The sequence below is a fragment of the Blautia massiliensis (ex Durand et al. 2017) genome (genome assembly GCF_001487165.1).
Lineage (GTDB): Bacteria > Bacillota > Clostridia > Lachnospirales > Lachnospiraceae > Blautia_A > Blautia_A fusiformis.
In genome coordinates this window covers 596,490-610,768 of record NZ_LN913006.1, presented here as the reverse complement: position 1 = coordinate 610,768, position 14,279 = coordinate 596,490, and the positions used below count along the sequence as shown (strand labels likewise).

The following is a 14,279-nucleotide window of genomic DNA, read 5'->3' as shown; positions in this document are numbered from 1 at the left end:
TGGTGTGGGGTCTTATTTTGATACCCAATTTTCAACCTGTATAAAATTTTCAACGAATCATGAAAGCTTATCACAGCCTATAATGAAAATAGGGGATTGACCTCCACTACTTTTTTTACTTCCTGCCTTGTTTTACAATAGTTATTGACAGGATTAAGTTTGATTGTACCTTGGAGGATTTTCACCCCGTTTTTCAACGTAAATGTTTTGCCCTTGAGTACAGCATATTGTCGCATCTTTTACAGATAGCACGAGTAGCAAAGTCCATATTATCTCGGGCAAATCTCCTGTCAATTCTATTATAAAGGAGGCTGTCTGTATGAAAGATCTTTTAGAAATTTCCTGTGGTTTGGATATCCACAAAGAAAAAATTGTTGCATGTATCCTAACTGGTCCATTAGGTAAACCTACTCACTCTGAAATTCGTGAATTTACCACTTTAATTCCTGATATGCTTGCTTTACGAGACTGGATCATTTCAGAGAATTGCCATCATGTTGCAATGGAAAGCACTGGCATTTATTGGATTCCAATTTACGAAATATTAGAAGATGCTTTCTCTGGAGATATCACTTTATTAGTTGTTAATGCCCGCCATATGAAGAACGTTCCTGGCAAAAAAACTGATATGCGTGATTCTGAATGGATTTCTACATTACTACGTGCAGGACTCCTTAATGCAAGATTCGTGAATTTCGTGATTTAAACCGTTATCGCAAGAGTATTATCCGCGATATTACTTCCCAGAAAAACAGGGTTGAAAAATTCCTGCAGAGTTCCGGTTTTCGTCTGTCTTCTTTTATTTCTGATATTTTTGGTACTTCCGGCAGAAACATTATTCTACATTTGATGGAACATGGATGGATTGATAAAATATCTTTGGATTCTTATCTCAAAACAAAAACCAGAAAACGCATTGATGAAATCCTCATGTCTGTAAATGGGACTCTTTCAGAACATCAAAAATCTTTCTTAAAAATCCTCATGTGTCATTATGATTCCATGAAAGAGCATCTTATTGAAATTGAAACTCATCTTCAGGAAGATATGCTTCCATTCGCTTTACAAATTGAACAGTTAAATACTATCTATGGAATAAGTACAACTGCTTCCTGTGCAATCATTGCCGAAATCGGTACAGATATGAAACCATTTAAAACTGCAGAACACATCTGTTCATGGGCCGGTCTGTGTCCCGGCAATAACGAGAGTGCCGGAAAAAGAAAAAGTACCTCTATCACAAAAGGCAATCCTTATATAAAAAGTATGCTTTGTGAGATTGCCTGGGTAATTGCCGGCAAACGAAACACATATCTTTCAGCCTGGTATTGGAGAATCAAGCAGAAAAAAGGAGCCAGAAAAGCCATTGTCGCTCTTGCTCGTAAATTACTTGTTATCATTTATACAATGCTAAAACAAGGCACTAATTTTGATGAAAACTGTTTTGAAGTCAGGCGCAAAAACTGTGAGCAAAAACAACTTTCCCGTTATATACGAGAATTAGAAAAACATGGCTATACGGTTGAAGCTCAAGTATAATCCATCTTTTGTACAAATCATATTTCACTGCTGGCAGCCATTATTATGACTGCTTTATAGTGATGCTTTCATAATTGTTGAAAACATTTGTTGTCAAGGTTCAAGTCTTGGCTGCGATTTTTATTTTCGTAGCAATGTTCTTTCAATTTAGCCTTGACTTTTTATTTGCAGGCTTCGTTTTTGCTCATTTTTGAATCTCCCTCCCATTTTTCATTAAACCTGTCAATATTATTTTTCAAAAAAACTGCCCTTATTTCCTGCAGCGTCCAAGTCTGCCTTTAAAATCTTCATACCCAAAATCAGTAAGACGTTCCATGGTTTTATCGCCATGTCTCAGCCATATATCAGGCAAAGGCATTCCATTAAAGGTATTGTTCTTGCAGGTTGTATAAATGGCCATATCACCAAACATGAGGATATCTCCGTACTTCAACGGCTCTGAAAAGCTGTAATCTCCTATGATATCTCCTGACAGGCAGGTTGGTCCTCCGAGCCGGATTGTGACTGCATTTTCTCCCGGTTCATCTGCTCCAAGAAGAGGAGGACGATAAGGCATTTCCAGAACATCCGGCATATGACAGGCAGCACTTCCATCCAAAATTGCAAGCCGGGTATCACCATTTTGCAGCACATCCAGAACAGTTGTCAAAAAGAATCCTGCATTTAAGGCCCATGCCTCTCCGGGCTCCAGATAAACATCTACCTTCCATTCTTCCTTTGCTGCGCTGATGCACTTCTCAAGCCGTGCAATATCATAGCCTGGTCTTGTAATATGATGTCCACCTCCCAGGTTCAGCCATTTCATCTGAGAAATCAGATCTCCGAATTTCGTCTTTACTGCTGTAAGAGTAGTTTCCAGATCAGAAGAGTCCTGCTCACAAAGGGTGTGAAAATGAATACCATCCAATAATCCGATCAGCTCCGGATGCTTTCTCACAGCAATCTCCCACTGCGCCCTTGTGGTACCCATGCGGCTGCCTGGGGCACAGGGATCATAAATAGCATGTCCCTCCTGGGTAGAGCATTCCGGATTGATCCGAAGCCCTGCACTTTTCCCGGCCTCCTTCACTCTTTTTCCAAAGCGAAGAAGCTGAGAAGGAGAGTTAAACACTATATGATCTGCAAAGCTAAGCAGCTCCTCAAATTCATCCTCACGATATCCGGCGCAAAATACATGTACCTCTTTTCCGGGCATCTCCTGGGCACCAAGCCTGGCTTCGTACAGTCCGCTTGCTTCTGTTCCTGTCAAATATGGTTCCAAAAGATGATAGCAGTCATAATTACTGAAAGCCTTCTGTGCCAGGAGCATTTTGCAGCCTGTTCTCTTGGCAATATTCCCCATTAATTCTGCATTTTTTATAAGCGCCGCTTCGTCGAGAACATAACAAGGTGTTTTGATCTTCCGCAGCTCCGGCGAAATAATTCCGCCGGACGCTGCAAAGGGTGGTCTTGTATCTGTTCTTTCCATTAATCCACCAGCTCCGGATCATGATTTTCGCTGCGTGGAAGTCCATATTTGTCAAGTGCTTCCAGGAACGGATCCGGGTCAAATTCTTCTACTGTGTACACTCCCGGGCGGATCCATTTTCCGGTAAGCATCATTAATGCTCCGCACATAGCCGGAACGCCTGTCGTATAGCTGATTGCCTGACTTCCAACCTCTTTATAACATTCCTGGTGGTCACAAACATTATAAATATAATAGGTTTTCTCTTTTCCATCCTTTACCCCGGTGAAAATGCAGCCAATATTAGTTTTTCCCTTAGTACGTGGACCCAGGCTGGCCGGATCCGGGAGAAGAGCCTTCAAAAACTGGATAGGAACGATTTCCTGTCCATTATAGTTGATCGGAGTAGTAGAAAGCATTCCCACATCCTCCAGACAGCGCATGTGATCCAGATAGCTCTGTCCGAAGGTCATAAAGAAACGGATTCTCTTTACTCCCGGAATTGTCTGGGCAAGGGACTCGATCTCCTCGTGATGCAGAAGATACATATCTTTATCGCCGACCTGATCAAAATCATATTCCCGCTTGATCGCCATCGGAGGAATTTCCACCCAATGTCCATTCTCCCAGTAGCTTCCGGGCGCACTTACCTCACGAAGATTGATTTCCGGATTAAAGTTGGTTGCAAATGCATATCCGTGGTCTCCTCCATTGCAGTCCAGAATATCAATGGTATCGATCTGGTCGAACTCATGCTTTAATGCATATGCACAATATGCCTGGGTAACACCCGGGTCAAATCCGCAGCCAAGAAGTGCTGTAAGTCCTGCCTCTTCAAATTTCTTCCGGTATGCCCACTGCCAGGAATAATCAAAATATGCGGAAAATCCCGCTTCCTTGCAGCGTTTTTCGTAAATAGCACGCCATTTGGGATCATCCGTATCCTCCGGCTCATAGTTTGCCGTATCCATATAGTTTACACCACATGCCAGACATGCATCCATGATGGTCAGATCCTGATACGGAAGCGCAATGTTCATTACCAGATCCGGTTTGTAACTATTGATCAGCTGGATCAGCTGGTTTACATCATCCGCATCCACCTTTGCGGTGGTAATAACTGTTTTTGTTTTTCCTTCCAGTTTCCGGGCAAGTGCATCACATTTTTCTTTTGTCCTGCTTGCTATACACAGTTCTGTAAATACAGTATCTGCCTGACAACACTTCTGGATTGCTACACTGGCTACTCCGCCGCAGCCGATTACAAGTACTCTGCTCATGTTTTTTGTCTCCTTTTTTATACTCAATTTTCGTAACTGTTTTTATTTTGCCACCGCCAGCAGCAGTTCCCTGACCACCTTACATGCTGTAGCTGTGGAAACACCACTTGGATCCAGCATAGGTGCCAGCTCATTGACATCTGCTCCCACAATATTTAATTCTGATACCTTCCGGATAGCAGCGAGCAATTCAAGGAAGCTTACGCCTCCTGCCTCCGGTGTACCGGTTCCCGGAAATACAGATGGATCCAGACAGTCCAGATCAATGGTAAAATATACCGGCACCTGCTTCCTGGCCAATTCCTGTACGGTTTCTTCCAGGCCTTCAAAGGTAAAGGGATGAAAATCTGTATGCTCTTTTGCAAACCGGAATTCTTCTCTCTCCCCGCTTCGGATACAAAACTGATGTATCCTCCCATCTCCCAGAATATCATAGCATCTGCGGATAACACACGCATGACTTAAATGGGCACCAAGATAATCGTCTCTTAAATCTGCGTGCGCATCAAAATGAATAATATGAAGTCCCGGATATCTCCCGGCGGCAGCTCTCACAGCAGCCAGTGTCACCAGATGCTCTCCCCCCAGAAGCAACGGCATTTTTCCCTCTTTCAGGATTTCCTCTGCACGATCCTGTATATCAGCAAGCGCTTTTTCACTGCTGCCGAAGCAAAGCTCCAGATCTCCACTGTCAAATACCCGGATATCCATAAGGTCACGATCCTGATAAGGGCTGTAGGTTTCCAGTCCAAAGCTTTCATGACGAATGGCAGAAGGACCGAACCTGGCTCCCGGACGAAAGCTTGTGGTCGAATCAAAGGGAGCTCCGTAAAGAACAATTTCTGCTTCCTCAAAGCTGCTGTCACAACCGATAAAATTTTCAATATTTGGTAAGATCATAAATCAGTCCTCCACCTCCTGAAGCATTTCCTCCAGAAAAGCCGGAAGATAAAATGCACCTTTGTGAAGCCTTGTAGTATAGTAACGGGTGCGAAGATTCAGTGAATTCCATGCCTTCGAATCCAGGTCATCCACAGGATGATATTTTTTACTTGCAAAGCCAAACAGCCAGTAGCCGGCAGCAAAGGTAGGAATATGAGCCTGGTAAACACGGCTGATCTGGAAAGTACTGGCAATTCTTTTGTGACTGCGCTGCATAGCATGCGCATCCTCGGAATAAAAAGGACTTCCCTGCTGATTAACCATGATTCCATCCGCCTTCAGCGCATTATAGCAGTTTCCGTAAAATTCACGGGTAAATAATCCCTCCGATGGGCCAAAAGGATCCGAGGAATCTACAATAATAAGATCATATTTATTTTCGCAGCGGCGTATATATTTCAACGCATTTTCATAATGAAGGTGCACTCTCCTGTCATCCAGCCTGCAGGCATTTCCCGGAAGATATGCGCGACAGGCTTCTACTACCATAGGATCCATCTCTACCAGATCAATATGGCTGACACGGTCATACCTGGTCAGTTCACGTACAACTCCGCCGTCTCCTGCTCCGATCACAAGAATATCTTTAGCTTCTTTGTGAATAGCCATAGGTACATGCGTGATCATTTCGTCATAAATAAATTCGTCACGCTCTGTGAGCATTACATTACCGTCCAGTGTGAGCACCCTGCCAAATTCCGGTGTCTCAAAAATATCAATTCTCTGATAGTCACTCTGCTTTGAATAAAGCTGACGGTTTACCCGGATACTATGCTTCACATCCGGTGTATGAAATTCCGAAAACCACATTTCCATTTTCTTTACCTCCCTGCCAGTACGTTTAAACGCAATATATCCGGATCTTCAGGGCCTGTCATATTGCATCCTTTTGCCTTGGCATATTCAATATAATCCAGGATTTCCGGAGTGATCCGTTCCCCCGGAGCCAAGATCGGGATTCCCGGAGGATAACACATTACAAACTCGCTGCATACCTTGCCTTCGGTTTCTCTGAGAGGAAGGCTGCATTTTTCTGCATAAAAAGCTTCCTGAGGACTTGTCACTACCTGAGGATCGATATATTCCTGATCCAGCAATCCTGATTTATCCTTCTGGAATCGCCTGCGGATCTCCGCAAGAGCACTTACCAGCCGCTCTATTTCCTGGACACGATCTCCGATCGACAGATAGGCCAGAATATTTCCGATATCACCAAATTCGATCTGAATATCATATTCATCTCTCAGTATATCGTAAACCTCAATCCCTGCAAGTCCGATATCCAGGGTATGTACACTTAATTTCGTAATGTCAAAATCAAAAACCGAATCTCCATTCACCAGTTCTTTTCCAAATGCGTAATAGCCGCCAATAGCATTGATCTCTTCCCTTGCATACTCTGCCATATCTGCTACCTGATGAAAAATCTGGCGTCCTCGCTGTGCAAGATTCCGGCGCGAAATGTCAAGACTTGACATCAGAAGATAGCTGCCTGAAGTAGTCTGAGTCAGATTGATGATCTGACGGACATAACCGGCATGAACACCTGGTCCTGTAAGAAGAAGGCTGGACTGGGTCAGGCTTCCGCCGCTTTTATGCATGGATACAGACGCCATATCTGCACCAGCTGCCATTGCCGAAACCGGCAGACCTCCGCCAAAATAAAAATGAGTTCCATGTGCCTCATCTGCCAGACACAGCATTCCTGCTTCATGAGCCATGCGTACAATTGCGCGAAGATCACTGCAGATTCCATAATAGGTGGGATTGTTCACCAGCACAGCCACCGCATTTGGGTGCTCCTTAATTGCCTTTGCCACCTGTTCACGTCGCATTCCAAGAGAAATCCCAAGTCTCTGATCCACCTCCGGATTCACATAGACCGGGATTGCTCCGCACAAAACCAGCGCATTCAGCACACTTCTGTGGACATTTCGGGGAAGAATGATCTCATCTCCCCTCTTACAGGCAGTTAGCACCATAGTCTGCACTGAGCTTGTAGTTCCTCCAACCATAAGAAATGCATGCGCTGCTCCAAAAGCATCTGCTGCCAGCTCTTCCGCCTCCCGAATCACAGATACAGGATGACAGAGATTATCAAGCGGCTTCATGCTGTTTACATCCACACCTACACATTTTTGTCCCAGAAATTCCGTAAGCTCCGGATTTCCTCTTCCTCTTTTATGTCCCGGCACATCGAAAGGTACTACTCTCATACGCAGGAATTTTTCCAGAGCTTCATGAATTGGAGCATGATTCTGGTCCAGTTTAAAACGACTTCTGTTCATTGCTTCTCCATTTCCAGTTCCTTTATCCGCACAAAAAAAGCAGGCCGATACAAAACCGTAAACCTGCTTAGATCATTCTTCCTGATTTTTTTCATCGCATATAAATGTGAGAATCCTCATATTTACATGAGATCAGAATCCGGATGATATATGTCAGAGTCTATATAGCAATCATACTTTTACTACTCTTATTGACCGTTTCACAAGTCTGCGCAACAGGCGCATGACGGTTATCAAAGGAACCAACTTATAAAATTTGAGCTTCTAACTCAATCAATAAGGCAACCAAAGTTACCATCAGCGGCAGTGGACCCGGCTGTCCGTATGGCCTTGACCCCAAAATGGAGTGGTCCAAAATAATTGCTTTGAAAAGACTCTTTCTTGTCCTTCAAAATCTTTATAAGCATAGCATATCTGAAAATTCATGTCAACTATCAAAATCGTTTAAATACTTATAGTATGAACCATTTATAATAATGTCAGAAGGATATTCTTCTCTTGAATCCCTCATATTTTCATGCTAATATATATAATTAGGCCAAAAACTACAAAATACAAAATGGAGGAAATATGAATCAAAAAAGTACATCTGCTCTCATAGCAGAAAACAAAATGGGGACCATGCCCGTAGGAAGGCTTGTACTAAACATGTCTCTGCCAATGATGATCTCCATGCTGGTGCAGGCATTGTACAATATTGTGGACAGTGTTTTCGTAGCCATGCTTTCCGAAAATGCTCTGACGGCAGTTTCCATGGCTTTTCCACTGCAGACACTTCTGATCGCAGTAGGTGCAGGTACCGGTGTGGGTATGAACGCACTGCTTTCCAAATCCCTTGGAGAAAAGAACTTTGAAAAAGCTGATCGGACAGCCAGCAATGCTGCTTTCCTGTATAGCTTAAGCTATCTGGTTTTCCTGATCCTTGGATTTACAGTAGTAAAACCATTTTATGCCAGCCAGGTACATAACGCAGACCCTGAGATCCTTAAATTTGGGATTGAATATCTGAGCACAGTTATGATATTCTCCTTTGGTCTGCTTGGACAGTTTTTCTTTGAACGTCTGCTCACATCCACAGGAAAAACCATATTCAGCATGACTTCTCAGCTGTGCGGTGCCATCACCAACATCATCCTTGACCCGATCCTGATCTTTGGTCTGTTCGGTGCTCCGAAAATGGGTGTTACCGGAGCTGCTGCAGCTACTGTGATCGGACAGTGTGTAGCCTGCGTCGTTGCAGGAATCTGCAACCATAAATTTAATCATGAAGTCCGGCTCAGCTTCAGGGGCTTCCGTCCTGACCTTAAGATCATCGGCCATATTTATGCAGTAGGTATTCCATCGATCATCATGCAGTCCATCAGTTCTATCATGACCTATTGCATGAATCTGATCCTGGTACAGTTCACAGTCACTGCAACTGCAGTATTTGGTGTTTACTTCAAATTGCAGAGTTTTTTCTTCATGCCTGTATTTGGACTTAACAACGGCATTACACCGATCATTGCCTATAATTATGGTGCACGCCACAGAAAGCGTATGCTTAAAACTGTCAAAGTCAGCATGTCCATCGCATTCTGTTTTACATTCATTGGTTTCCTTGCCTTTGAATTTATTCCGAAAACATTGCTGGGACTGTTCAGTGCTTCCGAAGATATGCTTACCATCGGAATCCCTGCACTTCGTATCATAGGAATCCACTATCTGATCGCATGGTTCTGTATCATTGCGGGAACTGTATTCCAGGCACTCGGAAAAGCTGTATTCAGTATGATCGTGTCTATCATGCGTCAGCTGTTTGTCCTGATACCTGCAGCTTATATCCTTGCTTCCATCGGTGGACTTCACGCAGTATGGTGGTCTTTCCCCATTGCGGAGATCATTTCTCTGATCGTGTCCGTAACTTTCCTAGTTGTCATAAACAGAACGATCATTCAAAAAATTCCGGAAGCATAAGGATATCAAAGCTTCCCATTCCAATTTATACAAAAAATGACAGAAGATTTCCTTTTTTCTCTTCAGGATATCTTCTGTCTTTTTTATTGTTATTTATAGATCCGGTAGCCATTCCTTCCGGAGCGTTTCACCTGATAAAGGGCAAGATCTGCTTTTTGATACAGTTCCATAAAGGTATCTCCATCCTGTGGTGCAAAAGCAATTCCTGCACTAAAAGTAAATGTATACTCTCCCATTCCTTCCATTCGGATCTCCCTGAGCTTTTCATGAAGATTTTTTATTCTGCTCTCCATATTTTCCCGTGAACCGATATTACAGAGCAGGATCACAAACTCATCCCCGCCGATACGCCCGATCACATCCTGTTCCCGGAACTGCTCTTTAAGAAAACCTCCCAGCATCTTTAATACATTATCTCCCATGACATGTCCGTAAACATCATTCACTTCTTTAAAATGATCCATATCCAGGATCAGAAAGCCATGAAAGCCTTCCGGAGCTTTTTCTCTCAGAATAGCATCGATCACCTTCTGCGTATTCTCTCTGTTATAAACGCCTGTAAGCGCATCCTTCTGGGCAGAACGTACCAATTCTGCTTTCTCCTGATTATTTCTTACAACAATATACAGGAGCAGGAGAAGCACCAGAATACAGAAGCTTCCCATAAATAGGATTTCATAACCGGAAATGAATTCATAAGCCTGCTGTGCACTTTTTACAGGAATTGCATAACAGATCATCCAGTCGTTGTATCCAAGAGGCATATATGCCAGATACCGGTCCTCTTCTTTTCGCTCTTTGAGGCTAAGCTTCACCAGACCTCTTTCGCCAAATTTAAAATCTTCCTGAATATCCTGAAGAGTATTCTTTCCTTTGAGATTTTTTTCTCCGTAATATTTAAAAAGATTGATTCCATATGTGATCTCCGTACCGGACGCCGAACCACTGTCAAAGGCAATGATCTCTCCATCACTTGTAGCCAGAAGACTGTTTCCCGCTCCGTCAAAAAGATCATTAAAAAGCATATGACTCAGCGCTGTAACATTACAGGATCCGCCCAGCACACCGATGACTTTATGATCTTTGTATATCGGCACGCCTAAAACCACCCTCACTTCATGGTCCACACTGCTCTCCAGGGGATCACTGATGGTCTGCTCTCCGCTGATGGCCTCCTGAAAATATCTGCGATGAGAAACATTCTTGGTTACTCCATTGTCGTAGTATGCATCTCCATTCTTATCAATAAGAGCAGCCCTCTCCAGGTCTGTTTTTTCATAAATGGATACCAGTCGTTCTTTATTTTCTTCTGAAAAAAGTTCTTCTGATTTTCCCATTGCAGAGGCAATCTCTTTCAGATATTGATAATTAATATCCAGTATCGTCTGCAAGTGTTCACTTTGTCTCTGCACATTTATCTTCAATGTATTCTGAGAATTCACCTGTACAGCCCTCTGCACACACTCGAAAAAAATAAGAATCCCTGCTACAACCGCCAAAATAAAAACACCGGTTGCCATAACATAATTTTTTAATTCAAAGTGATTCTTTTTCATATGTTTTCTCCTAATTTGACCTTTTATATCATGTATTTTTATTTTACCATGATTTTTGTTTTTTCTCCATAACAAAAAATCTGCAGATTCCAATCATAAGATTGAAATCTGCAGATTTTTTTACAACGATATCTGATTATTATGCTGCCTTCCGCGACTCACGTCCGCTTATATTGCTGCAATAAGAACAATGTTATTTATTTTTCTTTGTGTTTACGATCAGCGGAACAATTTCTCCTTTTTTTACATCCACCAGTCCCTTATCAGTCAGCTTCAGTGCCGGGCTTACCGGTAATCCAAGTGTTGCCACTGACATGATCGGATTATTATGCACATATCCCAGATCTGTAAGGCTTTTTCTTACCGCCTTCAATGCAAGGCCATTCTCCCTGATTGATTTTTCGGATAAAAGCCCACATACCGGAAGTGCAAGTTCAGAAAGGATCCTTCCATCTTTTACTGTCAGAAATCCCCCCTGCAGTTCCCGGATCCTGTTTACAGCAAATAACATATCATCCGGAGAGCTTCCTGCCACAAAGAGATTATGATGATCATGAAAATATGTTGTTGCCACAGTTCCCTTTTTCAAGCAGGAGCCTGTAAGAAATCCATAGCCGATATTTCCGTTCTTCCCATGACGTTCCACCACCATAGCCAGAAGACATCCGCTGTTTTCCCAGCAGATCTTTCCAGCTTTCACCGGCATTTCCACCAGTTTTTCAGTAGTATGGGTACGATCCGAATTGATCTCTATCACACGAACCGTTGCATATCCTTCCTGAAAAGGAGCATTCACTTGAAAATCCTTCAGAAAAATCTCCGGAAGCTGTACACTCCGGTAAAAATCTGCCGGAAATTCATATGTGGAAGCAGACAGCGGCAACTGCGGTTCATCCTTTGCATAAATCGGAACACCATTTTTGAATACAGCTTCCGGTTTAAGAACGGACGGATCTTTAAGCAGCATAAAGTCCGCAAGTTTTCCCGGTGCGATAGCTCCTCTGTCATAAAAATGCATCCGCTGACATGGTGTATATGTGGCACAGTAGATTGCCTGTTCCATCGGAAATCCCATATCGATCGCTTTCTGTACCACTGCATTCAGCGGTCCCTGCTCATACAAAACATCTGCCATAGTATCATCTGTTACAAAGGAACAATACTCGTAGAGCTGGTTCTGGCAGATATATTCCAGGATTTCCGGTTTCAACATTTTATCCTGGATCTCAAAAAACATTCCGTTTTCGATCCGCTGCTTTACTTCCTCAAGAGTATGTTCTGTATGATCACCATTAATACCCAGATAAAGAAACTTTGCAAGATCCAGATCCAGTAATGACGGACAGTGTCCCTCGATCACATATCCCGGATGGTCTTTTTTCAGATATTCCAGAAACCGGCTGATCTCCAGATCATTTTCCCGGATGATCTGCCGGTAATTCATGATTTCGCCTACACATACCACATCTTTTTCTTCCAGCAGATGCTTCATTGCACTGCAGTCAATGATCCCGCCTGTTGTTTCCAGCTTTTCACTGGTTGACGGAACGCTGCTTGGAATCCCGTAAAAAATATCGATAGGTGCATTCTTTGCCGCAGAGATCATTTCCAGAATCCCTCGGATCCCTTTGACATTGGCCATTTCGTGAGGCTCTGAAACCACCGTCGTCACACCATTTTCTCCTGCACATTTTCCAAAAAAAGCCGGTGTGGCCATAGAACTCTCAATATGCATGTGAATATCTGTCAGTCCTGGAATCATGTATGATCCCTTTGCATCGATCACATTGTCAGTCTGAAGATCCGTATCCTGTTTTCTGTCTATGTAATAAAATTTTCCATCTTTCACCGCAACATTGGCAGATATGAATTTCTTAAGATAGGAATTAAATACCTTTGCGTTTTTGATCAGCAGATGAACCTGCTCCATACCATTTCACCATCCTTAGATAATTGAATAAAAATACAACAGACAGACTGCTACCAGTACATACATGACCGGTTCAACCTTTTTGATCTTTCCTGCTGCGATCTTCATAACGAGATAAGCCGGAAGCGCCACGCAGATACCATTTGCGATATTATTTGCAAAAATCGTAAAGGTTACACATAAAAATGCCGGAATATACTCTGTAATATCCGAATAATCAATATTTCTCATAGCACCAAGCATATTGATGCCGATATAGATCAGCACCGGACCGGTTGCCGCAGATGGGATCACAAGAGCCAGTGGTGCCAGAAACAGCGAAAGTCCGAAGAAAATGCTTGTAAAAATAACCGTAAGTCCCGTTTTTCCTCCTGCTTCTACGCCTGCAGATGACTCCAGATAAGTAGTAAGACTCGGCATTCCAAACAATGCTCCAAAGCTTGTTGCAATCGCATCTACCTTAAAGCATTTATCAATACCCGGAAGATTTCCATCCTTATCCAGATAGCCTGCCTTTGCTCCCACTCCCAGAACTGTTCCGAATGTAGAAAAGAAATCCGGTACAAACAGAGCGATCAGAAATGGAATATAAGCAAAATTCAGCGCTCCCATAAAATCAACTTTCAGGAACTGATGGCCGATACCTGCCGGAAATGCAAAAATGGATTCCGGAGCATGTGTAACACCGAAAGGAATTCCTGCCAGAGTGGTCAGCAGGATCGCAAGAATCATACCACCCGGTATATTTCGTACCTTGATCACCAGAAGGATCAGAAATCCGATCACTGCTACGATCACAGATGGAGATGCAAGATCTCCAAAGGAAAGACAGTTTTTTGCATCATTTGCCACAATCAGGCCACAGTTTTTTGCACCAAGAAGTGCGATAAACAGACCAATACCGGCACTAACCGCTTGTTTCAGGCTTACCGGGATCACACGTACCACGGCTTCTCTCAGACCAAAGAATGAAATTATGATAAAAAGAACACCACTCCAGAATATCACACCTGCTGCGATCGGCATACTTACGCCTTCATTGGTAATCATAGATGCAATAATTCCAACGCTTCCAAGTCCCGGAGCCAGAGCAAACGGTCGATTGGTAACCAATGCCATTGCACAGCTGGTCACAATGATCAGAATGATCATAGCTGTCAGAGTCGTGTGTTTATCATAACCGGCGCCTGCCAGAATATTTGGGATCGTAGCAAGCACATACGCCATAGTTACAAAAGTTGTCAGTCCTGCCAGAAGTTCTGTTTTTATATTTGTATTGAACTCAGACAGTCTGAACTGTTTTTCCAGCCAGTTTTTCATTTATTTTTTCCCCCTTGATAT

9 protein-coding genes and 1 pseudogene are annotated in these 14,279 nt (G+C 43.0%); 2 read left to right on the top strand and 8 right to left on the bottom strand.

From position 1 onward, the window contains the following. The first annotated feature begins 319 nt into the window (after positions 1 to 319). A pseudogene (locus BN3261_RS03790) lies at positions 320 to 1,539 on the top strand (IS110 family transposase). Positions 1,540 to 1,789: 250 nt separating this feature from the next. Here BN3261_RS03790 and BN3261_RS03785 read toward each other — a convergent pair. Genes BN3261_RS03785 through BN3261_RS03765 form a run of 5 tightly spaced genes read right to left on the bottom strand, consistent with a single transcriptional unit; the run spans position 1,790 to position 7,496 of the window. After that, complete coding sequence (locus BN3261_RS03785; RefSeq protein ID WP_059085494.1) at positions 1,790 to 3,007, bottom strand: carboxynorspermidine decarboxylase; 1,218 nt, start codon at positions 3,005 to 3,007, stop codon at positions 1,790 to 1,792. Beyond that, the gene (locus BN3261_RS03780) at positions 3,007 to 4,266 is read right to left on the bottom strand and encodes a saccharopine dehydrogenase family protein (RefSeq protein ID WP_022426348.1); all 1,260 of its coding nucleotides are present in this window, start codon (positions 4,264 to 4,266) and stop codon (positions 3,007 to 3,009) included. Before BN3261_RS03780 ends, BN3261_RS03785 begins: the two co-directional genes overlap by 1 nt. A 42-nt stretch (positions 4,267 to 4,308) precedes the next feature. Beyond that, positions 4,309 to 5,166 (bottom strand): agmatinase, encoded by an 858-nt coding sequence (gene speB / locus BN3261_RS03775; RefSeq protein WP_059085493.1) that lies wholly within the window; start codon positions 5,164 to 5,166, stop codon positions 4,309 to 4,311. A 3-nt stretch (positions 5,167 to 5,169) separates the two neighbouring features. Next, on the bottom strand, positions 5,170 to 6,024 hold the full coding sequence (speE, locus tag BN3261_RS03770) for a polyamine aminopropyltransferase (RefSeq protein WP_015524485.1): 855 nt from the start codon (positions 6,022 to 6,024) through the stop codon (positions 5,170 to 5,172). A 5-nt stretch (positions 6,025 to 6,029) separates the two neighbouring features. After that, a complete protein-coding gene (locus BN3261_RS03765; RefSeq protein ID WP_021650664.1) occupies positions 6,030 to 7,496 on the bottom strand; it encodes an aminotransferase class I/II-fold pyridoxal phosphate-dependent enzyme in 1,467 nt (488 codons plus the stop codon). A gap of 570 nt (positions 7,497 to 8,066) precedes the next feature. Between BN3261_RS03765 and BN3261_RS03760 the strand changes: the two genes are divergently transcribed. Next, a complete protein-coding gene (locus tag BN3261_RS03760) occupies positions 8,067 to 9,452 on the top strand; it encodes an MATE family efflux transporter (protein WP_059085492.1) in 1,386 nt (461 codons plus the stop codon). Between the two features lie 89 nt (positions 9,453 to 9,541). On the opposite strand, the gene BN3261_RS03755 is transcribed toward BN3261_RS03760, so the two are convergent. From BN3261_RS03755 to BN3261_RS03745, 3 genes are all read right to left on the bottom strand, one after another. After that, positions 9,542 to 11,008 carry a sensor domain-containing diguanylate cyclase gene (locus BN3261_RS03755; protein WP_059085491.1) on the bottom strand — a complete coding sequence of 489 codons (1,467 nt, stop codon included), beginning with the start codon at positions 11,006 to 11,008 and terminating at the stop codon, positions 9,542 to 9,544. 193 nt (positions 11,009 to 11,201) lie between these two features. Continuing rightward, on the bottom strand, positions 11,202 to 12,938 hold the full coding sequence (locus tag BN3261_RS03750) for an adenine deaminase C-terminal domain-containing protein (protein WP_059085490.1): 1,737 nt from the start codon (positions 12,936 to 12,938) through the stop codon (positions 11,202 to 11,204). Between the two features lie 15 nt (positions 12,939 to 12,953). Beyond that, positions 12,954 to 14,258 carry an NCS2 family permease gene (locus BN3261_RS03745; protein WP_021650670.1) on the bottom strand — a complete coding sequence of 435 codons (1,305 nt, stop codon included), beginning with the start codon at positions 14,256 to 14,258 and terminating at the stop codon, positions 12,954 to 12,956. Between the last annotated feature and the right edge of the window lie 21 nt (positions 14,259 to 14,279).